This window comes from Pseudonocardia sp. CA-142604 (assembly GCF_050948475.1).
Lineage (GTDB): Bacteria > Actinomycetota > Actinomycetes > Mycobacteriales > Pseudonocardiaceae > Pseudonocardia > Pseudonocardia alaniniphila.
Map to the genome: position 1 here is coordinate 7,206,247 of NZ_CP192045.1, position 24,970 is coordinate 7,231,216.

Here is a 24,970-nt window from a genome sequence, read left to right on the forward strand (position 1 = left end):
CGACCGCCGTTTTTGGTGCACACGATGTGCACCGGCGACGCGCTGGGGTCGCGCCTCCAGGGGACCTACGGCGTCGCCGCCAGGCCGGCGCACCTGCGGAGGGAGCGCCAGGTGGCGACCGCCCGCTCGGCGGCCGCGCTCCGGAGCGGGTGCGGGATGCCGCCCGAGATCACGGCCGGGACCCACGTGGCCCTGGTGACCGCCCGTCCACGGAGGGTCAGGAGAAGCACGCCGCTCTGGGCGGTGACCCCTCCGCGCGCGTAGAAGACGAAGTTCCCGAGCCCGTAGTCGACGTAGGCGCCGCGCAGGTAGCCACCGCCGAGCAGGACGTGGGCGTGGGACCCGACCACCACGTCCGCTCCTGCCGTGACCAGCTTGAGCGCCAGTGCGCGCTGCGAGTCGATCGGGCAGCGCTCCAGCTCACGGCCCCAGTGCAGGTCGACGACCACGGTGTCGCCCTCGGCCCGGGCTGCCCGCACGGCCGCGAGCAGCCGCGTCTCGTCGTAGGCGGACGCCAGGCCCGGCTTGCCATCGCCGGCGCTCCAGGCGGCGGCGAGGCTGGAGTCCAGCACCTGGGTGGCACCGATGACGGCGATGCGCTGGCCGTCCACGGTGACCACGTAGGGCCGGAACGCTTCGGCGGCGTCGTTCCCGATCCCGACCACCAGGACACCGGCCTGCTTGGCCGCCGCCAGTGAGTCGCGGATCCCCACCACCCCGTAGTCCGCCCCGTGGTTGTTGGCCATGGTGGCCACGTCGACACCTGCCGAGCGCAGTGCGACGAAGGCCGAAGGAGGCGCCCGGAAGGTGAACTCCTTGGCCGCCGGGGTGCCCCGCTCGGTGACGGCGGTCTCCAGATTGACAACGGCCAGGTCGGCACGGCGCAACACGCCGGCGATCGGCCCGAACGTGGTGGCCGGGTCCGCGGCCAGGCGGTTGGCGATGACGCCCTCGAAGTGGACGTCCCCGCCGAAGGCGATGGTCACTGGAGCGCCGGCCGGCTCCCTGCCGGCGGCGGCCCGTGGCGGGGAGGTGGTCGTCGCCCTCGCGGGCGGCGCCGTGTTCATCGAGGTCGCACCGGCGTTTCCGCCGGAACAACCGCTCACGGCCAGAACCACCCCGACGAGGGCGGCGGCGGTCCGGCGGCAGGCCTGACGCGACAAACGAACTCCAGGCTCGGCTCGAGGGGAACAGTTCCAGCCTAAGCACGGTGATCACGTCAGGTTCGCATCACGCGCCGGGTCCCTGGAACGCCCGACCCGTCGCGCCTCGCGGTGCGAGCAGCGTCACGCAACGACGTTCTCCGCCTCCACGGACCTGCGGCCGCGCTGAAGTGTCAGCAGTAGAGCGATCACGACGAGGCTGAAGCCCGCGCTGACCAGGGGCAACGCGAGGAGGCCACCAGCGCCGATCACGATTCCGCCGACCACTCCACCCACGGCGGCGCCGACGAAGATCGCCGACGAGTTGAGCGAGAGCACCAGGCCGCCGGCCGGAGCAAGTTCCAGCAGGAGGGACTGCGCCGGGGGGTTGAACGCCCAGTTGAAGGCAGCCCACAGGGCGAGAACCACGGCGGCGCCCACGACGGTGCTCCCGGCCGGCACGAGCACCGCGACCGTGACGACCGATCCGGCGAGCAGGGCGAAGAGCGTGGGCACGGCGCCGAACCGGTCGGCAGCGCGGCCGCCCCCCGTGTTGCCGACCATCGCTCCGATGCCGTAGACGACCAGCAGAAGAGCGACGATGGCGCCGTGGATGCCGCCCGTGGCGTTCACCAAGGGCGCCACATAGATGAAGACGACCATCGCGGCGAGCACGTTGACCAAGGTCATCGCGAGCGCCGTGAGCACGCGCCAGTCAGCGGCGACGGCGAAGCGCTGGCGCAGCGTCACCGCCGGGGGCGCCGGGATGCGGGGTAAGCAGAGCGGCACGGCGGCTGCGACCAGTGCGGTGACCACGGCCACCGCCCCGAAGACAACGCCGTAGCCGAGTCTGCTGCCGAGCAGGTCGCCGGCGGGCACGCCGAGGGCGAGTGACAGCGTCAGCCCACCGACGACGATGCCGACGGCGCGGGCGCGCTGGGCGGGCGGGACCATGGCGGTGGCCACGAGCGTGGCGGCCGGCTGATAGGCAGCCGCGCCGAGCGCGGCGATGATCCGGCCGACGATCAGCAGTGGGTACGTGGTGGCCACTGCGGACAGCCCGTTGCCGACGGCGGCCACGACGAGCGCGGCGAGCAGCAGCGTGCGGCGGTCCCACCGGCTGGTGAGGGTGCTGAGCAGCGGGGCACCGATGGCGTAGGCGATCGCGAACGCCGTGGCGAGCTGGCCCGCGGCGGTCAGCGAGACGCCGAGCCTCCCACTGACGTCGAGCAGTACGCCCGACACCACGAAGTCGCTCGTGCCGACGGTGAAGGAACCGGCGGCGAGCAGATGGGTGCGTACGGACATCGGGGCCTTCCGAGGGTCGTCGTTCAACGTTCGACGTGCGTCGTCAGGGCGCCATGCCACCCGGTGTGCTGCCGGCGGCCTGGTCTGTGGCGTCATCGCCCGGCCCGGCTTCGCTCGACGTCGTGTTCCCCGCTCGGCGTCAGGTCGCCCTGACCTGCCACGACATCGGGGAGACACGCCTACACTGACCAATCGTTACAGCTCTTGAGTGTAACGTGCAGCCTGTGCCCGCGATCGCGAAGGCACTCAGTGACACGAGGAGGGCTGAACCGCCGTGAGAAGCATGATGGCGCTGCGGGCGCACACCCAGGGTGGTCCCGAGGTTCTGGTGTACGAACCTGCACCATGGCCGACCCCGGGCACGGGCGAGGTACTGGTCTCCGTCCACGCGGCGGCGATCACGTTCGACGAGCTGACCTGGCCCGACACGTGGGCCGCCGATGGTGTCGACCGGACTCCGGTGATCCCGTCTCACGAGTTCTCCGGGGTCGTGGCCGAGGTCGGCGATGGTGTCACCGGATTCTCGGTCGGCGACGAGGTCTACGGGCTGGTCCCGTTCGACCGGGACGGCGCCGCGGCGGAGTACGTCAGCGTGCCGGCCACGAGTGTGGCCATCCGGCCGTCCACGGTGTCGCACGTCGTCGCGGCGGCCGCTGTGCTCCCGGCGTTGACCGCATGGGAGGCCCTCGTCGAGCATGCGGCAGTTCAACCGGGCCAGCGCGTGCTGGTGCACGGCGGCGCCGGCGGTGTCGGTGCCTTCGCCACCCAACTGGCGACGGTTCTGGGCGCGAGCGTCACGAGCACGGTGCACACCCCCGACGTGGAATACGTCCGCTCGCTGGGCGCCGACCGCGTGATCAACACCGACCGCGAGCCGCTGGATGCGGAGACGGGGGTCTTCGACGTCGTGATCGACGCCGTCGGCCGGGAGGTACCGGACGCCCTGTTCGCAGCACTGCGCCGCGGCGGGCGCCTGATCACCCTGCAGGAACCCCCCTCGCAGGAGCTGGCCGACGAGTACGGCGTCACCGCGCTCTTCTTCGTCGTGACGGCAGAGCAGAACGGCTTGGCCCGGATCGCCGACATGATCGACACCGACAGGCTGAAGGTCGGCGTCGCCGCGACGTTCCCGCTGGCCGAAGGCCGAGCCGCGTACGCGAGCGGCACCGTAAGGCGGGCCCACCCCGGCAAGACCGTGCTGACCGTCCAGGACTGACCGGCGCCCGAGAGTTCGCCGTAGGCGAGCGGCATGACAAAGGAGATGAAATGCCCACCTCTTCCAACATGAGCCAGGAAGATCTACTGGTACTCGTGCCACCGTTCATCGCGCCGGGCTCCTCCGCGATGGTCCGAGTCCTCGAACTGCCCCCGGGAGACCCTGGTATCGCCCCACACCGTCACTCCGGACCCGTGTTCGGCTACATGCTCGAGGGCGAGATGCTGTTCGAACTCGAAGGAGAGGCGCCGTATCCGATCAAGGCCGGAGAGGCGTTCTGGGAACCGGGTGGCGATGTCATCCACTACACGGTCGCGAACCTGCTCGACGACAGAACGAGCCGCTTCGTGGTGGTCGCGTTGTGCACTCCTGAAGTCGAGATGATCACCATGGTCTCCGATGAGGAGCTTGCAGCCAAAGCGAGCCAACGCATTCCCGCACCGCCTCGGTAGTCGTCGCCGCGCCACCGTGATCAGCAATCGACGATATGAAAGGTGAACAATGTTTCCGGAGACTCCCGCTGCCGCGGCCGCGCTATCCGTGGCCACCCGTTTCCACTCGCCGGCGCTGCTCAACCACTCCGTCCGCTGCTACCTCTGGGGAACGACGTACGGCAGAGCGCACGGGATCACCTTCGACGACGAGCTGTTCTACGTCTCGGCGATGCTGCACGACATCGGCCTGACGGAGGCGTTCGACAACCACCGGCTTCCGTTCGAGGTCGCGGGAGGGGATCTGGCCTGGGTCTTCGGCGTGGCGGCCGGCTGGCCCGAGGAGCGGGCCGCCAGGGCCGCGGAGATCATCGTGCTGCACATGCGCGACGACGTATCCCCGTCCGCCGACCCCGAATCCCACCTGCTGCAGGTCGCCACCAGCTGGGAGGTGGTCGGACGCCATTCGGAAGAGTTCCCGCCTGACGCGAGGACGGAGATGCTCGCCCGCTATCCCTGGCTGGGATTCGGCGCGGAGGTGCTGGCGAACTTCACGGACCAGGCGGGTCGTAAGCCGAACAGTGCCTCCGCTGCATCCGTCGAGAGGAGGAACATGGCCGGGCTCGTCGCCGCCAACCCCCTCGACAACCACCGACCTGCCTGATCCTCCTGACGACCCGTTCACGGGTCCGCCGGAAGCCGCGACGCCGTTCATGCCGCGGCGCCTGCTCCTCCGCTCGGTGAAGCAGGGGCTCTCCACGGGGCTCGGCGAGCGGCTCGGGCCCTGCTCGGCGATGGCCGGAGCCGGGCCTCTCACGTCGGTCCAGCCGGCGGATCGCATCGGCTCGAACGAGCACTCCGTGCGGGAGCGGCTCGCCGGCCAGGTAGCCGGGGAGTACGTGCACTGAGTCCAGGAGCCGACGCATCCCCGCTTCCCGGCCCGAACTCGAGGAACGCCGCGATCAACGCCAGACCTGGGCACGTGCGCCTACCGCGAGGGCCGGCTGTAGTCGTTCTACAAGGCCGTGACCGTCGAGGCGGATGCGATCGGCGACCGGTCCAGCGCCGCGAACCTCCCGCGTCTACTGCGGACTCGCAGCGAACGCCGCGGCCGCCTCGGTGGCGCTTCGGCCCTCCATCGAGGCCGGCACAATCCCTGCGCGACGCAGCCGGACCCGGGTCCGGGCCCTACGGGCAAACCTCGACCAGGCGTTGCGCCTCAGCCGGGCCCAGCTCACGGGAACACTTCCGTCCCGCCGCCCGCGTGGCCGGCTTACCGAAATCCCGACCTTCGACGGCCGAGCTCTCGCGGGTGAGCAGTGTCACCGAGGCGAGATCCGGATGTACCGGCGCGAACGGTGCGTTCGCGATTCAACCCAAAGCTGCAACCACGGTAACGTTACAAGTATTGGATGTAACTATATCGCGTTGGGGTGGATGAGCATGTGCGGGATCTGCGGATGGGTGGACTACGAGCGCGACCTGGCGGACCCTGCCGCTCGCCGGGAGTTGGCCGACATGACGGCGACGATGGCGTGCCGCGGTCCGGATGACGAGGGCACGTGGGTCGACGGGCCGGCCGCACTGGGGCACCGGCGGTTGGCGATCATCGATCTGCCGGGCGGCCGGCAGCCGATGACCGTGCGGGACGAGGGACGCACCGGGCTGGCGTTGGTCTACAGCGGGGAGACCTACAACTTCCGGGAGCTGCGTGAGCGGCTCGCCTCGGCAGGGCACCGGTTCGAGACGAGCAGTGACACCGAGGTGGTGCTGTGCGCGCACCAGGAGTGGGGCCGCGATGATCCACGGAACGCGGTGCGTGAGCTGAACGGGATGTTCGCCTACGCGATCTGGGACTCGCAGGCCCGTGAGCTGGTGCTGGTGCGGGACCGGCTGGGCGTCAAGCCGCTGTACTACTACCCGACCGCGCACGGCGTGCTGTTCGGTTCGGAGCCCAAGGCGGTGCTGGCGAACGCACTGGCGGAGCGGGTGGTGGACGCGGACGGCCTGCGCCGGGTGCTCACGTGGAGCGCCGACGCGGGGAACGCGGTGTTCCGGGGGTTGCGAGAGGTACCCCCGGGGCACGTGGTGCGGGTAAGCCGTGAGGGGATCCGGGAGCTGCGGTACTGGCAGCTCGAGGACACCGGACACACCGATGATGTGCCGTCCACGGTGCGGCACGTGCGGGAGCTGTTGGAGGACACCGCGCAGCGTCAGTTGGTGGCCGACGTGCCGTTGTGCACGCTGTTGTCCGGCGGCCTCGACTCGTCGGCGTTGACCGCGCTGGCCGCGCGGCACAGCACCGAGCAGGTGCGCTCGTTCGCAGTCGAGTTCGCCGGCTACACCGAGAACTTCGTAGCCGACGAAGTGCGTCCGACTCCCGACACCCCCTACGCCCACGCCGTGGCCGAATTCGTCGGCACTCACCACAGCGACATCACGCTCGCGAACGAGGCCTTGATGGACCCCGCCGTGCGAGCCGCCGTCCTGCACGCGCGTGACCTCCCGGTGGTCGGTTCCGGCGGTGACATGGACACGTCGCTCTACCTGCTGTTCCAGGCGGTCCGGCAGGAGTCCACCGTGGCGCTGTCCGGGGAGTCGGCCGACGAGGTGTTCGGTGGCTACCGCGACTTCTCCGACGCCGACACCGTCGCCGCCGACACGTTCCCGTGGCTTGCCGGACGGATGTTGAACCACGACATGACCCGATCCGGCCTGCTCGACCAGTCCCTGGCCAAGCAGCTCGACATGCACTCCTACATCAACGACAAGTACCGGACGGCGCTCGCGGCAGTGCCCGCGCTGACCGGCCCGGCCGCCGCCGATCCCCATGAACGCCGGATGCGCGAGGTCTGCCACCTCTTCCTCACGCACTTCCTGCCCGTCCTGCTCGACCGCAAGGACCGGATGAGCATGGCCGTGGGGCTCGAGGTGCGGGTCCCGTTCTGCGACCACCGCCTCGTCGAGTACGTCTTCGGCACGCCCTGGTCGCACAAGCGCTTCGACGGGCGGGAGAAGAGCCTGCTGCGTGCAGCCGCGGCGGACCTGCTGCCCGAGTCGGTGGCACAGCGAGTGAAGAGCCCGTACCCGTCCCCGCAGGACGCGGGCTACGAGCGATGGCTGCGCGCGCAGCTGTCGGTGCTGCTCGACCGACCCGACTCACCCGTCGCGCCGTTGCTCGACCGTGACGCACTGCGGGAGCAGCTGGCCGAACCCATCGGCCACCGCTCCGGGCTGGGCGCTCGGTTCCAGCTCGAGCAGATTCTGAACCTCGACGCCTGGTGCACCGACTACGGAGTCGCGCTCGACCTCTGACGATTCCCACTCCCCGGGAGGGCGCCGGCGCCGAGGTCGTGGGGCGAGCTGACGTCATCCGAGCCCGGCCAGCGCCTTCTCGTAATAGGAAAGATCCACGTAGGCGGCGGCCGGGCGGGGCGCACGCCCGGTCCAGTCGGTGCGCAACCGCAACACGTTGTCGAAGCCCGGACCGTCGAACCGGCCGTCCTTCGCCAGCCCCTCGGCCGGATCTGTGGCGACGGCGTAGGTGGCGGCCGCGACGTCGGGCGGCAGCTTCAGACCGTCGGCCAGCATCCTTGTCGCCTCATCCTTGTTCTTCGGATCGAGCACGTAGCGCAGCCCTTCGATGTAGGCCTCCAGATATTTGACCAGAATGTCGGGGTGATCCTTGGCCCACGACCGAAGCACGATACCTGCAGTCGCCTGATAGGGACCGATCGTCGACACTGCCGAACCCTGGTCCTTGAGACCGTCGTTCTGCGCGGTGAAGGCGAACGGCGGGTTGAGCATGGACGCCTTGTCGTCCTTGTTCTGCTGGATATCGACGAGTCGTTTCGCCGTCGCTCCGACCGACTTGATGTTGTAGTCGCCCTTGTTGAGGCCGCCGCGCTTGAGCATTTCGTAGAGCTGGAACGCGAACGCGGTGTCGGGCGCATCGACTATCACCGTCTTGCCGCGAAGGTCGCTGATCGCGTGGATGTCGGGCTGTACGATCAGCCGGTTGAAGCCATTGTCGCCGCCGATCACCGCCGCGACGTCCACCTTCGCGACATCTGCCATGGCGACACCGTTGTCGATCCCGCAGTGGATGATCTGGTACTTCCCGTCGGCGAGGCCGGCCCGCTGCTCGTCGGACGACGGCGTGGTCTCGACGTTGACCGATAAGCCGCGTTCGGCGAAGAAGCCCTTCTGCTGCGCCGCGAAGAGCGGAAGGTTCTGCATGCCCTGAAATACACTCACAGTCAACGAGGACTGATCGGCACACGCAGGCACCGCGAGTGCCATCGTCACGACGGCGGCAGATAACAACGCTCCAGCGATTTTCATCGCGATCCTCCCCCCGGATGTCACGACTATAACCCGGAATCGCCGGCGCCGAGCCGGCCGTCGATGGAGGCGAACAGCGCATTCTCCCCTTTGTTTCGGGTGCGCCAGGAGTTCCGCTGGACCATTTCGGTCCTGCGGGGTTCGTTCAGGCTCGCAGCGCCCGAAGCACTTCGACGACGTCGCTCTCGTCCGCCGTGGGCAGAAGCACGCGGGCGTGCGGCCGCAGGCCGGCAACCGCGCCGTCGGCCTCGAATCCGTCGCCGAGGACGAAGCCGGCCGTCATCACCCCGTGCTCCGCGCATGCCCTGCCGATCGTCCATGCACACGCCGCGCCAGAGTCGTCGGACGCGACCATGAACACGGCGTCGGTACGGGTCAGCTCCTCGCTCAGCAGGACCGGCGTGCCCTCGATGTCTCGTAGCAGGACGCTGTCGGGCGAGGCGTCCCCGCGGTTCGCGCCGGGGGCGAGGCCTTCGCAGACGACGAAGCGCGCGTTCGCCCACTGGTGCGCCGCCACGCGCCGGACGACCCCGGCCGCCCTCGCGTCCAGCGCAACGATGCGTGGGGCACGGGCGGGGGCGATCGCGGCGTTGATCCGGAAGCGCGCCTCCGCGGCGGACGCCGCTCTGGCGCTCTCGCTCATGGCCATCGAGCAGGCTCCCAGGTCAGACCGACGAGATCGGCACGCCAGGCCTGACGCGGACGTCGTCGCGGCAGGACTGCAGGAACGACTCGGACCGGGGCAGGACCACCGCCGCCGAGCGCACGCGCTGGTGGGCGGGGTCCACACCGGGAGGCGTCACGCCCTCGTCGCGCAGGGCCAGCGCGGCCTTCCGCAGCTTCTGGCGCGCCTTGATGATCCCGCTGTCGGCGGGGACGAGCCGCTCCTTCGTGCGGTCGACGACCGGACCCATGCTCTCCTGCAGCGACGCGTCCTGGATGGCGATGCCTTTGACCCCCGAGTAGTCCTCGCCGCGCTTCTGCGCCTCGCGGTCCATCAGATAGTCGTTGTCGAGGTTGGCCACGGGCCGGTACGTGCCGGCGATGTTCTTGCTGTGCACCCCGTGGCCGTCGAGCATCGCCTGCCGCTCGCTCGCGGTCAGGGCCCGCATGGGGTGGTAGTCGAAGCTGTACGCCCAGCAGTTCTCGTCGTCGATCGGGATCCAGAAGTGGCCGTGGATCGGATGGTCACCGCGCGGCGGCACCATTGTGAAGGCCGGCATCACCCAGGGCGTGATCCGCCAGTAGTAACTGCCCTCCTCGGCGTTGCGGCGCGCGCCGACGAACAGCCCACCGTCGCTGTCGGCCACCTCGAAGAACGGTTTCGTGTCCTTCTGGTTGTACTCGTTTCCCTTCGCGCCCTTGAAGAGCGGGTCGTTCTTCAGCCCGCCCGAATGCAGCCATGTGACGTGACTGGAGTCGATTCCTCCCTCGAACGCCTGCAGCCAGTTGCACTGCTGCCAGCGCTTCGACGTGTAGGTCTGCTCGGGTGGGACCTGCGCGAACTCGAACTCGGGCAGCGCGGGGCGGTTGCGCCTGTCCCCCATGTACGTCCACAGGACGTCCCCGATCTTGACCAGGGGGTACGCCGTGAGCTTGACGTTCTCGCAGAAGTTGCTGTTGTCGGCCTCCGACGGCACCTCGATGCACTGACCGGTGACGTCGTACTTCCAGCCGTGGTACGAGCAGCGCAGGCCCGACTCCTCGTTCCGGCCGAACCAGAGCGAGACGCCACGGTGGGCACAGAACTCGTCGATCAGGCCGTATCGCCCCTGACTGTCGCGGAATGCGATGAGCCGCTCGGACAGGAGCTTGACCCGGACCGGGGGGCAGTCATCCTCCGGGAGCTCCTCCGCGAGGAGCGCAGGCATCCAGTACTGCCGGAACAGCTCGCCCATCGGTGTGCCCGGCCCGGTCTGCGTCAAGAGGTCGTTGATCTCTCGTCTGAGCACGAGCGTCTCCTTCTGGTCTACCGACGGGCCGCCGAGAAACCGACTTGTGAACCATTTCGGACTAATGTCATACCCTTATCCCCACGCTGTCAAGACGGCAGCCGGAGCCGCCTCACGGCTGGTCGGGCGGGATGTCGACCGTCAGGCCGTCGAGGTCGGACGCGACCGCGATCTGACAGGAGAGCCGGCTCGTCGGCCGCCGCTCGGACACGCCGAGGTCGAGGAGGTCCTCCTCCAGGTCGCCCGGGGAGCCGACGAGCCGCGCGTACTCCTCTCGCACCCAGACGTGGCAGGTGGCGCAGGAGGCGTTCCCGCCGCACTCCCCGACGATCCCGGGGACCCCGTTCTTGACCGCCATGGCCATGACCGACTCGCCGACCACGGCGTCGACGGCGTACTCCCGCCCCTCGGCGTCGACGTAGATCACCTTCGTCAAAGTCTCTCGCCCTTTCCCGGCACCGACTATTTGGCCTGTCCATTAGACCATGGGCTAGGACATGGAGGCCACAATCGGGCGTTCGGCTCAGGGACGACAGAGCCCCCGGAGGAAGGGGCGTCGGACTCCAATGCGACTGGTGAAGAAGCCTTCCTCCGATTGGTAGCAACCATCAGACCGATCGGACCTACGCCCGTACACTGCACAAATGACCACGCCGGGAACCGTCCCAGCCGCGACACCACCTGAAGGAGGAAAGGGGGACCTCCTCACCCGGGTGAGCGTCGGGCGCGTCTCGGAAATGATCGTCGACCAGATTCGGTTGCTCATCCGCCAGGGCGATCTGGCGCCGGGCGACCGGTTGCCCGCCGAGCGCGAGTTGTGCGAGCGGTTCGGCGTCAGCCGCGTCACCGTCCGCGAGGCATTGCGGGTCCTCGAGGCGAACGGCCTGGTCGTGATCCGGGTCGGCGCGCGAGGTGGAGCGTTCGTCACGGCACCGAGCAGCCGACTCGTCGGAGAAGGCATCGCCGATCTCATCACCCTGTCGACGATGTCGGCACAGGAGGTCACCGAGACGCGGATGGTGCTCGAACTCGGGATCATTCCGCTGGTCTGCGAGAGGGCCACCAAGGAGGACATCGCCGCGCTGTACGAGATCTGCGATCGCAGCAAAGCAGCACTCGAAGGCGACGAATATCCGCTCGCCCTGTCTGCGGAGTGGCACACGCGTTACGCACGGGCAACGCACAACGGCGCCATCGCGATGCTGGTCGAGTCGCTGCACGACCCGCTGGTCATGTCGCTCGAACGCGCCCGGGAGGCGGCTCCGCTGCACGGCAGGCGCGGCGTCAGGGAACACCGCGCGCTCGTCGACGCCATCGCCGAACGAGACGCGGCACGGGCGACCGAGCTCATGAGAACCCACCTCGAGAGAACCGCGAAGCTGGTCGCAACCGCCGAACGCGGCGACACCCGGCGGACGAGCCGCCCCGGCGGCCGCAAGCGGGCCGACACCGTCGCCGAGAAGCCCACCGGCAGCGCGACCAGGAAGGGCCCCGCCACCGGGAAGTCCGGCTGAGCGGACGGCCACCAGATCGACTACGCCGACGTATCACCCGTGGTCCGCGAACTGTTCGCCTGTGTGCGCGTCCCACCGGCCTGCGGTTCCTCCGGCGCGGGGACGTCGGGTTCCGGCACCGAGGCGCTGGTGTACTCGCGGACGACGTTGGGGCGGGCCCGGAACGCGGCCGCCACGAGCACCGGGCCGAGACCACCGATCGTCAGGGCCGCGATCGGACCCACGACCCCCGCGAATGCGCCCATGAGCAGGTCCCCGAGCGCCGGGCCCCCGCGCGAGGACATCTGGTAGAACGCCGTGACGCGGCCGCGGATGTCGTCGGGCGTGTCGACCTGCACCGCGGCGTGCCTGATGGTGGTGGCCATGGCGTCGAGCGCGCCGAGCAACAGGGCCGCCACCAGCGCGAGCGGGAACCACCGCGACTGCGCCAGGAAGATCGCGGCGATTCCGTACAACGCTGTGGACGCCAGCACGATCCGGCCGAGCCGGTTGCTGCGCGCGACGACGCGGAAGATCACGTACGTGGCGAGCAGCGCACCGGCGGAGGGGGCGGACGACAGCAACCCGTAGCCCGTCGGGCCCACGTGCAGGATGTCGAGGGCCAGCGCGGGCAGCAGCACCCGGTAGGCGCCGAACACGGTGGCGGCCAGGTCCAAGGCCATGAGCCGCGTGACGAGCGGCCGCTTCAGCACGTACCGGGCGCCCTCCGCGACGGATCCGAAGACCGACCGCGGAGGTCCCGCCTGGACCAGCGGCGCCACCCGGAGCACCGCCAGCACACCGACGAGCACGGCGTAGGTCACCGCGTCCACCGCGTACATCAGCCCCGGACCACCGACGGCGATGAAGACCCCGGCGAGCGCGGGACCGACCAGCACAGCCACCTCGCGGGACGGGTTGAGCAGCGCGATGGCCTGGGCGAGCTGATGCTTGGGCACCATCGCCGGAATGAGCGCCTGGCGGGCCGGCTGGTCGAACGTCGCAGCAGCCGTGGTGAAGAGGACACTCAGGATCACGTGCCAGGCCTGCGCCTGCCCCGTCAGTGTCAGCACGGCGAGGAGGACGGCCACGACGAGGCTGACCACCTGCGCCCACATCAGGAGCTTGCGCCGGTCGAGCCGGTCGGCGTACGCGCCGCCGATCGGGCTGAGCACGATCAGCGCGACCGCCTGGCCTGCGCCGACGAGCCCGGTCTGCAGGACCGAGCCCGTGAGCGCGTAGACCTGGAAGTAGTTCGCGGCAACCGTGCCACGGGTCCCGATCTGCGACAGGACGACGCCCGCCCAGTACAGGTTGAAGTCGCGATTCCGCAGCACTGCGGGCACTGCCACCTTGCGAATCCTCCGTCGAGGTCGAGCTGTGCTAGTCCACCGGCACCAGCGAGAGCTTGTCGGGGTCCATCCGCAGGTGGACGGTCGTTCCCGGCGCGACGGAGACGTCCGGGTTGGAGCGGTTGCGGACCTCGACCTTGCCGACCTTGACGACGTGGTCGACCGAGTCCCCGAGGAAGGCCCGGTTCACGACCTCCCCCGTCCACTCGTTCGGGACGGTGCCGCCGGAGCCGTCCAGCCCGATCTCGACCGCCTCCGGGCGGATCGACACGATCGCCTCGTCACCCACCGGGAGGGCGATCGCGGAGCGCACCCGCAGCCTGCCCTCGGTCGTGTCGACCGTGACGCAGTCCCCGTCGTGGCCCGCGACCGTGCCGGTGATGAAGTTGGAGGTGCCGATGAACTCGGCGACGAACCGTGAGTTGGGGTTGGTGTAGATCTCGCGTGGCTTGCCGAGCTGCACCACCTTGCCCAGCCGCATCACGGCGATGTGCGAGGACAGCGCCAGCGCCTCGACCTGGTCGTGGGTGACGTAGATCGAGGTGATGCCGAGCTCGCGCTGGAGGCGCTTGAGCTCGAACCGCAGCGACTCGCGCAGCTTGGCGTCCAGGTTGGACAGCGGCTCGTCGAGCAGCAGCAGCGGCGGCTGCGTGACGAGGGCGCGCGCCAGCGCGAGTCGCTGCTGCTGCCCGCCGGAGAGCTTGGTGGCCTGGCGGCCGGCCAGATGACCGAGCTCCATCACGTCGAGCACCCGCTCCACGCGCTCGGCGATCTCGGCCTTGGCTGGTCGTTGCGAGCGCTTACGCACCTGTAGCGGGAAGCCCACGTTGTCGAAGACCGACATGTGCGGCCAGATCGCGTAGGACTGGAACACCATTCCGAGTCCGCGCTCATTGGCCGGCACGTTGACGGTGGACTTGCCCGCTGCCGCGTCGAACAGCACACGCCGGTCGACCGAGATCTTGCCGGAGTCGGGCTTCTCCAGCCCGGCGATCGAGCGCAGCGTCGTGGTCTTTCCGCAACCGGACGGTCCGAGCAGGGTGAACATCTCTCCCTGCTGGACCTCGAAGCTCACGTCGTGGACGGCGAACACGCGCGTCGGCTCCGCCTCGTCACCGTTCGCCTTCGCCGCCTTGGACTGCTTGCGCGACTTCTTGTCCGCCGCAAACGTCTTGACGAGGTTGTCAATGGCCAGCACGTTTGTCTCCTTCGGGACGCGTGGCGGGGGTCAGTCCTGCCGGAGGCCGACCTTGGCCCCGACCTTGTAGGCGACGGTCACGAGCACCACGAGCGTCAGCACCATCACGACGCCGAGGGCCGCGAGAATCGTGAACGAACCGTTCTCGAACTGCTCGAAAATCAGGATCGACAACACCTCGTTGCCTGGGCTGTACAGCAGGATCGAGCTGCTCAGCTCGCGGAACGAGACCGTCAGGATGTAGATGAACCCGGCCACGAGCCCCGGGCTCAGCAACGGCAGGAGCACCCGCCGGAACGTCTGCCACCAGCTCGCGCCGCTCACCTGTGCCGACTCCTCGAGCTCGGCGGAGATCTGGTGCATCGACGTCACCGCGTAGCGCATGCCGTAGGGCATGTACCGGGTGCAGTAGGCGATCAGCAGGATGAAGATCGTGCCGTAGATGGGGATGGGGCTGCGCAGGTACACGAACGAGATGGCGAGGCCGAGCACGAGACCGGGAATGACGAGCGGGACGAACGCCAGCTGGTCGAGCAGGCCGCGGAAACGGATCTTGGAGCGCACGACGATCCATGCGGCCACGGACATGAACAACATCACTGCCGTCGCCGAGCCGAGACCGAGGATCAGGCTGTTCTTCAGCGCCGTGCCCGCCGAGGACAATCCGGCGAGCTCCCGATAGTTGTCCAGGGTCATCGTGCGGAACGCCTCCGCCGACGGCGCGACGTAGAACTTCAGCAACGACGTGTAGAGCAGCACCGCGAGCGGAGCCAGCACCGTCGCGACGAAGTACAGGATGATCAGCCCGCCTGCCACCCAGCGGAACCTGCCGAGCTCCATGGGACGCGGCCGGAACCCCTTGCCCGTGACGGTCTGGAAGTCCTTGCCGTTCCTGCCCACCCGGTTGCTCAGGATGACGCCGAGGACGGCGATCACGAGCAGGCCGACCGCGAGCGCACCCGCACCGGCCAGGTCCGGCGGGTAGCTGCGCAGGGTGAAGTAGATCTGGCTGGTGAAGACGTAGATGCCGTTCTGCAGGCCCAGCAGGGCAGGAACCTCGAAGCTCTCGAGGCTGCGCACCGTCATCACCAGGATGCTCGCGACGATCGCCGGCCGGACGAGCGGGACGGTGATCTTGAGGAACGTCGTCCAGCGGCTGGCGCCGCTCATGAGCGCCGACTCCTCCAGCGACGGGTCCATCGAGCGGAACGCCGCCACCATCAGGAGGAAGACGATGGGCGAGAGGTGCAGCCCCTCGACCCAGATCATGCCCCAGATCGTGAAGATGTCGAAGAAGCCGGGACCGACGAGCGGTTCGAGGAACGCGTTCAGCAGGCCGATGTCCGGGCTCGCCAGGAAGATCCACGAGATCGTGTAGAGGATCCCCGGGATGATCAGCGGAATCATCGACGCCGCGAAGAACAGCGGCTTGAACGGGACGTCGGTCCGCACGTTGAGATATGCCAACGCGGTGCCGACGACAAGGCTCAGGATCGCCGCGCCGATGGCGAACAACAGCGAGTTCGTGATGAGCTCGCCGATCCCGTCGGCGGTGTAGGCCCGCGCGAAGGCCCCCAGCGTGAAGCCGTTCGCGTCGAAGAACGTCCCGTACAGCAGGTAGTACAGCGGGACGAGCGCGAGGTAGCCGATGACTACGGCCACGCCGGCGACGATGAGCAACTTGAGCGTGAGCAGCGAACGAACTCGCGCCAGTAGGCCCGAAGCCGGCTCCGCAGACTGCTGCGGCGGCGCCGTGGACGGCGCCGTCGGCATCGCTGTGGTCATGTCATCACCTTCGTATTCCGACCGGGAGTCTTAGTTGCTGGCGGGCGAGCCACCGCTGACGACGGCCTCGTACTTCTTGCTCCACTCGGCGTTCTCGTCGAGGACCTTGTTGACGTCGACGGGAATGATCTGCACACCCGCGAGGGGGTCGTTGCCCTGGATGATCGACGGGGTCAGGTGCAGATCCGCGATCACCTTCTGGCCCTCGTCGAGAATCCAGTCGTTGAAGAGCATCGCGGCGGCCGGGTGGGTTGCGCTCTTCATCAGGGCCACGCCGTTGGGCCGCGCGATCACCGGCTGGACGGGCGGCGCGTACTCGATCGGGGCGCCGTCCTGCTTTCCTCGCTCGACGATGTAGGTGTAGGCGGAGGCGGCGACGGCGAACTGGCCGGCCGACATCAGCTCGACCTGCACCGTGTGGCCCTTGGTGATCTGCGCGCCCTGAGCCATGTCGGCGAAGAGCTTGTCGACCTCGGCGTCGGTCTTGCCCTGCTGCTTCCAGTACTCGTAGAGCGTGAGGTACCAGTCGGTGTCGGACAGCTCCATGGACAGCTTGCCGTCGAAGCGCGGGTCGGCCAGGTCCTCCCAGGTCTTGGGCGGGCCGCCGACCGAGTCGATGACGCCGGTGTTCCAGCCGGGCGAGAACAGGTTGAAACGGGTGGCGGTCCAGCGGGGGAACCGGCCGGCCTCGGGCACGAGGTCGCGGCGCTCCCCCTTGTACTCGGCGAGGTATCCCTCGCGTTCGAGGGCCGCGAGCTCGGTTGCGTTGGTCTCCACGACGTCGTTGCCGGCGAAGTGCGCCGACTGCTCCTGCAGAACGCGCTGCAGCACCGTTTCGGAACCGGCGCGGTACACCGAGATCGGGATGTCGAACTGGTCGGTGAACGCCTTGGTGATGGCATCGGCGACGTCGGAGGTCATGGACGTGTAGAGGGCCAGCTGCCCCTCCTCCTTGGCGCGCTTGACGAGCTCGTCGCGCCGCTGCTGCCCCTTCAGCGCCGTGAGCTCGGCGAAGACGGCCTCCGCCTGGCCTGCTGCGGCACCTCCCCCGGCGGCGGGCACGCCGTTCGTCGCGGTCGGGGACCCCCCGCATGCGACGAGCGCTAGTGCGGCCAGGGCTGCGGTGAGGCCGATTCGGAGACGGGTCGTGCGCACGGAGTCCTCCTTGGACGGTGCAGGGATCGGCGAGTGGGTGCGGGCGATCATGCAGACCCACTACGGGTGACCTCGGCGTAGAGGTCGTCCCACTTCTTCGGGTTGTCGAGCAGCTCCTGCTCCGGCACGGCGACCACGTCCAGGCCGTCGAGTGCCTTCGCCGCCTCCGCGGTGGCGCCGATCCGGTTCGCCTCCGCAACGGCCTCCTGGCCGGCGCTGAGCTCGTAGTCCACGAACAACATCGCCGCACACGGGTTGACGGCGTTCTTCATCAGCCCGATGCCGTTCGGCCGCACGACGACCGGCTGTGCGGCCTCGCCCTGCGCCGGCTTCCATGCGACATGGGCGCCCTTGGCCGCGGCGTTGTCGACGGTGTGGCTGTACACCGAGACGGCCACGGCGAACTGGCCGGCCGAGAGCAGCTCGCCCTGAACGGTGTGGCCCTTGGTGATCTGGGCGTTCGCGGCGACCGCCTTGAACAGGTCGAGGGCCTCCTGCTCGCTCCGCCCCTGCTCGATCAGGTGGCGGAAGAGCGCGGTGAACCAGTCCACGTCGCCGATCTCCATCGAGACGCGGCCCTTCCACTTCGGATCGGCGAGCTCCTCGAAGCTCTTCGGCTCCTCACCCGGCTTCACGAGATCGGTGTTCCAGCCGATCACGAAGGCGTTGAACCGCGTGGCCGTCCATCCCTCGGCCTTGCCTTCCTCGCGCACGGCTTCGCGCAGCTCGCCCTCGTACGGCGACAGCAGCGCTTCGCGGTGCATCACGTTCAGCTCGAGCGCGTTCGTCTCGATCACGTCGTTTCCGTAGTAGCCGGCCGACTGCTCCTGGAGGACGCGCTGCAGCACCGACTCCGAGTTGCCGCGGTAGACGGAGACCTCGATGTCGTAGAGGTCGGAGAACCCCTTGATCAGAGGATCGATGTCGGTGTTCGAGGTGTAGACGGAGACCTTGCCCTCCTCCTCCGCGCACTTCACGAGCGCGTCGGTGCGCTGCCCTCCCGACATGGCGTTCATGCGCTGGTAGGTCTCGGTCGCCGCGGTCTTCTCCGCGACCACCGGGCCGGTGCCCGCCGTAGGAGAGCCGCCGCACGCGGCGAGGACGAGGGCGGCGGCCACTGCGGTGGCGGCCGCCCGAAATGCCAGAGAACACGTCATCGGGGTCTCCTGCGAGGAAGAGCCGGCCGAGGCCGGGACGCGAGGTTGGTTCCTCGCGGGCGAAAGTAACACGTATTGGTCTGAGGTCATACCCTTTGCGCGGACTGACGCGCCAGATCGTAAGCGGCCCCCCGGGCAGGACTCAGCACGCTGATCGACGATCGTGACGGGAATGTGACCGCACGTGTCCGGCTCGGCCCGGTCCCGACCGCCGTGTCCCGTCGAGCCAGGCGGCGCATCTCAGTCCCTGATGTCCTGGAGGAACCACGACGTCGGCAACTCGTGACCGAGCCCGCGCTCCCGGCACTGCTCGTAGACGTGCCCGGCCACGGCGAAGAACTGGGCGCCCTGGACGTTGCCGCGCTCCGAGTACGTGATGTCTCCGTCGCCGGTGCGCACCTGAGCCCTGCCGGCCACGACGTCGTCGAAGGTGACGACGCGGGGCGCGCCCGGCCCCTCGGGCGGACGCCGCACCCGGCCATGGGAGTGCCGCGCCCACACCGGGTCCTCCGAGCGGGCGACGTAGGCGAGGAACTCGTCGGTCGGACGCCAGGACGGGTCGTTGACCGGTGCCGGCGCGGTGCCCAGCCGCAGCCACGTATCGAGCACCTCGAACGCGCGGGCATCGGGGCGGCCACCGACGCACGTCACGTGCGTGCCGGGCTCCAACCAGTCGCCGACGATCACATCCGCCGCCGCGTCCGTGCAGCCTGCGACGATGTCGGCGCCACGGAAGGCGTCGCGCGCGTGGGAGACGGCGACCACGTCGACCCCGTGCCGCTCGCTCATCTCGGCGGCGTAGCGCTCACGATTGGCCGTCGTCGGGCTGTAGACCTGAACGCGCTCGATCTGCCGGACCGCGAGCAGCGCCTCGAGGTGACTTCGCGCCATGCCGCCGGAGCCGAGCATTCCGAGCACACGGGCGTCGGCGCGCGCGGCGTACTTCGTGCCGATCGCCGAGTCGGCACCCACCCGCATGTGCTGCAGCACGCCGTCGTTGAGCAGGGCCAGCGGCTCGCCGGTGCGGGTGGACAACAGGAGGACAAGGCCGCAGAAGGTCCCCGGCGAGACGCAGTACTTCTCCTGCGTGCGGGTGCCGCCGTACTCCACCTCGGTCAGGACGTCGGACTTCATCCGAATCGCGTAGTACCCGGAGGCGGCCGACCCACCTTCCATCGAACCCCACTGGTAGATCGAGTCGCCGTCACCCACAGGGAAGCGCATGTCGATCCGCGGCCGGCAGATCGCGTGACCACCCGCGAGATCCCGGTAGGTCTGCTCGAGCACGGCCACGACGGCCGGCATAGCGAGGACGGTTGCCGTCGCCTCGTTGTCGATCAGCAGCATGGCTCTTCCTCTTTTCGGTTTGTAGGTCTTACCATTGGGCCTTCCCGACCGGAAGGGGAGAGCGGGAAGTGCAGGCCGCCGCCGCGTGAGACGGCTTTTCCGGGCAACCCGACGCGCATACGGCCGGGTGTTCCGCTCCTTGCAGGAACCGAACTTCCGCAGGTACTTCGTCGGCCACGCCATCTCGGTGGTCGGCACGTGGGCGCAGCGAGTCGCCCAGGACTGGCTGGTCCTGACCCTGACCGACAGCGGCGTCGCGCTCGGCATCAGCGCCGTCCTGCAGTTCGGGCCGGTGCTCCTGCTCGGCATCTGGGGCGGCGCAGTCGTCGACCGCACCGACCGCAGGCGCCTCCTCATGGCGACCCAGGCCGCACAGGCGGTGCTCGCGGCGGCGCTCGGCGCGCTCGCGCTGGCCGGGGTGGTCCAACTGTGGATGGTCTACGCCCTCGCACTCGCGCTGGGCGTCGTGACGGTCCTGGACACCCCGGCGAGACAGGCGTTCGTCGGCGAGATGGTCGGGCAGGCCAACTACGTCAACGCCCAGGCCCTCAGCTCCACCGTGCACAACGCCGGACGGCTGGTGGGCCCGGCGATCGCCGGCCTGCTCATCGCCACGACCGGAGTGGGGATCGCGTTCATCGTGAACGCGGTCTCCTTCCTCGCGGTTCTCATCGGGCTGATGCGGATGGACCCGGCGGCGCTGCGCCCCCGCGCCTCCCCCGCGGGCCGCCGCAAACACCAGGCCAGGGAAGGCCTGCGCTACGTCCGGCGCACACCGGATCTCTGGGCGACGCTGCTGCTCGTCGGGATCGTCGCGCTGTTCGGGCAGAACTTCCGCGTGGTGCTGCCACTGCTCGCGCAGGAAACCTTCCACAGTGGACCGGAGGTGTACGGCTACCTCACCGCCGCACTCGGGCTCGGCGCGGTGCTCGGCGCACTGTTCAGCGCCGCGCGCGAGACGGCGACGTCCTGGGGGTTGCTGCTGTCGTGCCTGGCGTTCGGCGCGGTCAACCTCGTCACCGCGGCAGCCCCCGTGCTCGTGGCCGCGTACGCCGCGATGGTGGCCATGGGATTCGTCAACATCGTGTTCAACACGCTCGGACGGTCCGTACTGCTGCTGGGCAGCGATCCGGGCATGCACGGACGGGTTCTGGCCCTGCACGGACTGGTGTTCCTGGGCTCCACACCGTTCGGCGGCCCGCTGCTGGGCTGGATCTGCGAGGCGCTCGGAGCCCGGACCGGGTTCGTCGTCGCCGGCGCGACCGCGCTCGCCGCCGGAGTGGCGCTGTTCCCGCGGCTCCGCGCCCTGCGTCGTGCGGCCGCGTCGCCGCCCTCGCGAATGGTATGAACGTTTGTCATTTACCTGTTACGGTGACGGCCGACCACGAGCGCCGAGCCGGCCGACTGCCGGGGGAACAGGAGATCAGATGGGCAAGAAGGGACGGGTCTTCGTCCGCGGGCTGACCTCGGAGACCTACGGGCTCGGCGAGTTCCGCAAGGCACAGCTCGCCGCGCAGCGGGTGCGCGACGACTCCGTGGTGGTCGACGACGCCAAGGTGGGCCACTCCGGCGACTCGGAGAAGTCACGCACCTGGTGGCGGATCGGCCCGGGCGACGAGGAGTTCCTGACCCAGACCCTGCAGGTCCACTTCGTGGAGCTGCCCCCGCAGAGCTCCAACCACGGACACGGACACCAGAACGAGGCTGCCTTCTACATCCTCGAGGGCGCGGGTTACGAGATCCACGACGACAAGCGCTACGACTGGAAGAAGGACGACCTCGTCTTCGTCCACACCGACTCGGTGCACCGGCACTTCAACCCGTACGACGAGAAGGCCGTCGCGCTCGTCGTCAAGGCGAAGTGCACGTGGATGTTCATGGGGCTGATCCAGCAGGGCCGCAGCGCACCGATCGAGCGCGAGGACGAGTTCGGCCCTCGCGAGGACTGGTCGAGCATCTGGACCGAGGGCGTGCTCGACCGTAAGAAGGTCGTCTCACCCGAGGACACCCACTGGGAGACCACCCCGCTGGGCAACGTCCGGCACCTGATCAACAAGGAGCGCACGGACCTGCGTCAGTTCGGCGTCGACATCTTCGAGCTCGCCATCCCGGCCGGGAGCCGCTCGGGCAAGCACTGGAAGATGGCCGACGAGGTCGACTACGTCCTCTCCGGCGAGGGCTACTCCCTGCACTGGGAGGTACAGGAGGAGATCGCGGAGCAGTACTACGCCCGCATCGCGAAGAAGCCCACCCGCCACGAGATCAAGAAGGGCGACACGCTCTACGTCCCGCAGAACACCGTGGTCCAGCACTTCGCGGCCGACGGATCCGAACTGCGGCTGCTCGCCTCCCAGAACCGCGTGTTCAAGCACCTCGGCTACGACCGGGTGCACTACTTCGAGAACTCCCCCGAGTACGACACGGTCGAGCTGGCCACGGCCGGCCGCGCCTGACCCTCTGAAGCGCCGGGCCGGGCTCACACCCCGGCCCGGCGTACGCGGTTCCCGGCCAGTTCTCGTGATCAGTGAGTTCGGCCAGGTCACCGCGTTGGACCCGGCCGTGCGTCCGCGGGGCCGGGCGGGGTCCCGGGACGCGGGTCGGTGCTGAACTGCGTTGGATCCCTCCGCGGACCCCGGGCCGGCGATCTTCACCGAGCGGCGCTCCGGGCGAGTGGCTCCGGGCAGGTCAGTGCTCATGATCATCGGTTCGGGGCCGGGAACTGCGCTGGGCGCGGCTTTCGGTCCCGAACCGACGATCATGGTGCTGGACGTCCGGGCGAACCACCGCTTATGACAGGTGATTCGAGGCTGGCGGCCCACTCTTCACCTCGGCCGGATTGGGCGCGGCAGCCTGGCGTGGGTGATTCCTGATCCCCGCGAGCGCCCAAGATCAGCGTTCTGGGCCCGGGAACCGGGCCAGACCCTGCCGGACGTCCCGAACCGACGATCATCGAGCCGGGGCGGCCGCAGCATCCCGGATCAGCGATCACGGCACGGGAGGCCGGCCACAGGGCGGACGCAGCTCCATGGCCATGCCCGCCGCTCATGATCAGCAGTTGGGGGCCGGGAACCGCGCCAGACCCTGCCACGGGTCCCGAACCGATGATCAACGCGCCAGAGCAGGCGCCCCGAGCGACGATCACGGCGTGGGAGGCCGGCGGGCCGGGCGAGGACGGCTTCATGAGCGGGTCCGCCGCCCATGATCAGCAGTTCGGGACCGGGAACCGCGCCAGACCCTGCCACGGGTCCCGAACCGATGCTCACCGTGCCCAGGCCCGGCGCAGCGGAGTGGCGCAGAGCCGGCTCCATACCTGGCCCACCCGTCATGACCGGTCGGTCGCCCCGGAACCGAACTGCGCGCGCTACCTCGACCCGCCACGATTCATGATCAGCATTCGGGGGTCGGGAACCGGGCCAGACCCTGCTGCACGCACCCAACCGACGATCATCGGCCAGACCTGCCGCCCGGAGCGACGATCACGGTGCGCGGTCCGGCGGGCAGGCGGGGCGCGGGGTCCATGACCAGATCCACCGCCCATGATCAGCAGTTCGGGGCCGGGAACCGGGCCAGACCCTGCTGCCGGTCCCAAACCGATGATCACCGCCGAGACCCCCAGCGGCGTAGTGCGGGACGCTCCACAACCGGCCCGCTGCTCATGACCGGTGGCTCGGGCTCCGAAACCGAACCGCGCGCAGCTGCCCCCACCACACATGATCAGCATTTGGGGCCCGGGAACAGGGCCGGACCCAGCGGCACGTCCCCAACCGACGATCACCGGGTCAGACCAGCCGCCCGGAGCGACGATCACGGTGCGGGGTCCGGCAGGCAGGCCAGGCGCGGGGTTCATGACCAGATCCACCGCTCATGATCAGCAGTTGGGGACCGGGAACCGCGCCAGACCCTGCTACGGGTCCCGAACCGATGCTCACCGTGCCCAGGCCCGGCGCAGCGGAGTGGCGCAGAGCCGGCTCCATACCTGGCCCACCCGTCATGACCGGTCGGTCGCCCCGGAACCGAACTGCGCGCGCTACCTCGACCCGCCACGATTCATGATCAGCATTCGGGGGTCGGGAACCGGGCCAGACCCTGCTGCACGCACCCAACCGACGATCATCGGCCAGACCTGCCGCCCGGAGCGACGATCACGGTGCGCGGTCCGGCGGGCAGGCGGGGCGCGGGGTCCATGACCAGATCCACCGTCCATGATCAGCAGTTGAGGGCCGGGAACAGGGCTGGACCCGGCCGCACGTCCCCAACCGACGATCACTGGGCCAGACCCGCTGCCCGGAGCGACGATCACGGTGCGGGAGGCCGGCGGGCCGGGTGAGGGCGGCTTCATGACCGGGTCCGCCACCCATGATCAGCAGTTCGGGACCGGGAACCGCCCCAGACCCTGCTGCGGGTCTCGAACCGATGATCAAGGCACCGAGCCCCGGCGCAGCGGAGTGGCGCAACGCCGGCCCCATACCTGGCCCACCGGTCATGACCGGCTAGGTCGCTCCGCGCGCTAACTGGACCCGCCACGGTTCATGATCATCATTCGGGGGTCGGGAACCGCTTCGGGCACGGCTGCACGCACCCAACCGATGATCACCGTGCCGGGAGACCCCGCGAGCCGACCTGACGCGAGCGGCTCCCGAGGCCTCGCCCTCATGATCAACGATCCGGGCCCCGGAACCGCGCAGGGCACCGCTGCGCGTACCGAGCCGATGATCATCGCGTCCGGAGACCCAGCGAAGCCGGCCTGACGCCGGCGGCCCCCGGGCCTGCCACGTCATGATCAACGGTCTGGGACCGGGAACCGCACCAGCCACTGCTCCAGGTCCCGAACCGATGATCATCACGCCGGGGATCGGGCGCAGCCGGCCTGACGCAGGGCGACCCCGGGATCTGCCCGTCATGGCCAATGATCCGGACCCCGAAGCCACCCAGGGCGCAGCTGTCCGTACCCAACTGGTGATCATCGCGCCTGGAGCACCGGGAGCCGGTCTGACTAGCGCGGCTACGCCGGATCCCTTTCATGATCATCGATCTGGGCCTCGGAGCCGCGCGGGGCACGGCTGCGCGTACCCAACCGGTGATCATCGGCA

Annotated in this window: 21 protein-coding genes; 9 read left to right on the top strand and 12 right to left on the bottom strand. The window is 69.2% G+C overall.

The window, feature by feature from the left end; genetic code table 11:
* Positions 1 to 65: 65 nt before the first annotated feature.
* The gene (locus ACQPZQ_RS32735; protein WP_433287247.1) at positions 66 to 986 is read right to left on the bottom strand and encodes a CapA family protein; all 921 of its coding nucleotides are present in this window, start codon (positions 984 to 986) and stop codon (positions 66 to 68) included.
* Here ACQPZQ_RS32735 and ACQPZQ_RS32740 point away from each other — a divergent pair.
* Positions 979 to 1,155, top strand: a complete 177-nt coding sequence (locus ACQPZQ_RS32740; protein WP_433287249.1) for a hypothetical protein — start codon at positions 979 to 981, stop codon at positions 1,153 to 1,155. The two genes, ACQPZQ_RS32735 and ACQPZQ_RS32740, sit on opposite strands and share 8 nt — an antisense overlap.
* Before the next feature lie 131 nt (positions 1,156 to 1,286).
* Here the strand turns inward: ACQPZQ_RS32740 and ACQPZQ_RS32745 are convergent, their stop codons facing one another.
* Positions 1,287 to 2,450, bottom strand: coding sequence for an MFS transporter (locus ACQPZQ_RS32745; protein WP_433287251.1), 1,164 nt, complete (start codon positions 2,448 to 2,450; stop codon positions 1,287 to 1,289).
* Between the two features lie 283 nt (positions 2,451 to 2,733).
* Between ACQPZQ_RS32745 and ACQPZQ_RS32750 the strand changes: the two genes are divergently transcribed.
* From ACQPZQ_RS32750 to asnB, 5 genes are all read left to right on the top strand, one after another.
* On the top strand, positions 2,734 to 3,666 hold the full coding sequence (locus tag ACQPZQ_RS32750; RefSeq protein WP_433299473.1) for an NADP-dependent oxidoreductase: 933 nt from the start codon (positions 2,734 to 2,736) through the stop codon (positions 3,664 to 3,666).
* Positions 3,667 to 3,716: 50 nt separating this feature from the next.
* Positions 3,717 to 4,118 (top strand): cupin domain-containing protein, encoded by a 402-nt coding sequence (locus ACQPZQ_RS32755; protein ID WP_433287252.1) that lies wholly within the window; start codon positions 3,717 to 3,719, stop codon positions 4,116 to 4,118.
* Positions 4,119 to 4,167: 49 nt separating this feature from the next.
* The gene (locus ACQPZQ_RS32760) at positions 4,168 to 4,761 is read left to right on the top strand and encodes a cyanamide hydratase (protein ID WP_433287254.1); all 594 of its coding nucleotides are present in this window, start codon (positions 4,168 to 4,170) and stop codon (positions 4,759 to 4,761) included.
* 49 nt (positions 4,762 to 4,810) lie between these two features.
* Positions 4,811 to 5,005 carry a hypothetical protein gene (locus tag ACQPZQ_RS32765; RefSeq protein WP_433287256.1) on the top strand — a complete coding sequence of 65 codons (195 nt, stop codon included), beginning with the start codon at positions 4,811 to 4,813 and terminating at the stop codon, positions 5,003 to 5,005.
* 535 nt (positions 5,006 to 5,540) lie between these two features.
* The gene (gene asnB / locus ACQPZQ_RS32770) at positions 5,541 to 7,412 is read left to right on the top strand and encodes an asparagine synthase (glutamine-hydrolyzing) (RefSeq protein ID WP_433287258.1); all 1,872 of its coding nucleotides are present in this window, start codon (positions 5,541 to 5,543) and stop codon (positions 7,410 to 7,412) included.
* Between the two features lie 54 nt (positions 7,413 to 7,466).
* Here the strand turns inward: asnB and ACQPZQ_RS32775 are convergent, their stop codons facing one another.
* The 4 genes from ACQPZQ_RS32775 to ACQPZQ_RS32790 all read right to left on the bottom strand — a co-directional run bounded on the left by ACQPZQ_RS32775 (position 7,467) and on the right by ACQPZQ_RS32790 (position 10,820).
* Positions 7,467 to 8,441 carry an ABC transporter substrate-binding protein gene (locus ACQPZQ_RS32775; RefSeq protein WP_433287260.1) on the bottom strand — a complete coding sequence of 325 codons (975 nt, stop codon included), beginning with the start codon at positions 8,439 to 8,441 and terminating at the stop codon, positions 7,467 to 7,469.
* A gap of 145 nt (positions 8,442 to 8,586) precedes the next feature.
* On the bottom strand, positions 8,587 to 9,090 hold the full coding sequence (locus tag ACQPZQ_RS32780) for a hypothetical protein (protein WP_433287262.1): 504 nt from the start codon (positions 9,088 to 9,090) through the stop codon (positions 8,587 to 8,589).
* Positions 9,091 to 9,106: 16 nt separating this feature from the next.
* On the bottom strand, positions 9,107 to 10,393 hold the full coding sequence (locus ACQPZQ_RS32785) for a Rieske 2Fe-2S domain-containing protein (protein WP_433287264.1): 1,287 nt from the start codon (positions 10,391 to 10,393) through the stop codon (positions 9,107 to 9,109).
* 112 nt (positions 10,394 to 10,505) lie between these two features.
* Entirely contained in the window at positions 10,506 to 10,820 is a 315-nt protein-coding gene (locus ACQPZQ_RS32790; protein ID WP_433299475.1) for a 2Fe-2S iron-sulfur cluster-binding protein, read from the bottom strand.
* Between the two features lie 217 nt (positions 10,821 to 11,037).
* Between ACQPZQ_RS32790 and ACQPZQ_RS32795 the strand changes: the two genes are divergently transcribed.
* Entirely contained in the window at positions 11,038 to 11,907 is an 870-nt protein-coding gene (locus tag ACQPZQ_RS32795; RefSeq protein ID WP_433287266.1) for a FadR/GntR family transcriptional regulator, read from the top strand.
* A 20-nt stretch (positions 11,908 to 11,927) separates the two neighbouring features.
* Here ACQPZQ_RS32795 and ACQPZQ_RS32800 read toward each other — a convergent pair whose 3' ends face one another.
* The 6 genes from ACQPZQ_RS32800 to ACQPZQ_RS32825 all read right to left on the bottom strand — a co-directional run bounded on the left by ACQPZQ_RS32800 (position 11,928) and on the right by ACQPZQ_RS32825 (position 19,880).
* Complete coding sequence (locus tag ACQPZQ_RS32800; protein WP_433287267.1) at positions 11,928 to 13,238, bottom strand: MFS transporter; 1,311 nt, start codon at positions 13,236 to 13,238, stop codon at positions 11,928 to 11,930.
* Between the two features lie 31 nt (positions 13,239 to 13,269).
* Positions 13,270 to 14,436 carry an ABC transporter ATP-binding protein gene (locus tag ACQPZQ_RS32805; protein WP_433287269.1) on the bottom strand — a complete coding sequence of 389 codons (1,167 nt, stop codon included), beginning with the start codon at positions 14,434 to 14,436 and terminating at the stop codon, positions 13,270 to 13,272.
* Between the two features lie 30 nt (positions 14,437 to 14,466).
* Positions 14,467 to 16,221, bottom strand: coding sequence for an ABC transporter permease (locus tag ACQPZQ_RS32810; protein WP_433287271.1), 1,755 nt, complete (start codon positions 16,219 to 16,221; stop codon positions 14,467 to 14,469).
* Positions 16,222 to 16,251: 30 nt separating this feature from the next.
* Positions 16,252 to 17,376 (bottom strand): ABC transporter substrate-binding protein, encoded by a 1,125-nt coding sequence (locus ACQPZQ_RS32815; protein ID WP_433287273.1) that lies wholly within the window; start codon positions 17,374 to 17,376, stop codon positions 16,252 to 16,254.
* A gap of 47 nt (positions 17,377 to 17,423) precedes the next feature.
* Positions 17,424 to 18,533 (bottom strand): ABC transporter substrate-binding protein, encoded by a 1,110-nt coding sequence (locus ACQPZQ_RS32820; RefSeq protein ID WP_433287275.1) that lies wholly within the window; start codon positions 18,531 to 18,533, stop codon positions 17,424 to 17,426.
* Between the two features lie 240 nt (positions 18,534 to 18,773).
* Positions 18,774 to 19,880, bottom strand: coding sequence for an ornithine cyclodeaminase family protein (locus tag ACQPZQ_RS32825; RefSeq protein WP_433287277.1), 1,107 nt, complete (start codon positions 19,878 to 19,880; stop codon positions 18,774 to 18,776).
* Positions 19,881 to 20,019: 139 nt separating this feature from the next.
* Between ACQPZQ_RS32825 and ACQPZQ_RS32830 the strand changes: the two genes are divergently transcribed.
* Positions 20,020 to 21,228, top strand: coding sequence for an MFS transporter (locus ACQPZQ_RS32830; protein WP_433287278.1), 1,209 nt, complete (start codon positions 20,020 to 20,022; stop codon positions 21,226 to 21,228).
* 79 nt (positions 21,229 to 21,307) lie between these two features.
* Positions 21,308 to 22,333 (top strand): cupin domain-containing protein, encoded by a 1,026-nt coding sequence (locus ACQPZQ_RS32835; RefSeq protein ID WP_241036061.1) that lies wholly within the window; start codon positions 21,308 to 21,310, stop codon positions 22,331 to 22,333.
* The last annotated feature ends 2,637 nt before the right edge of the window (positions 22,334 to 24,970 follow it).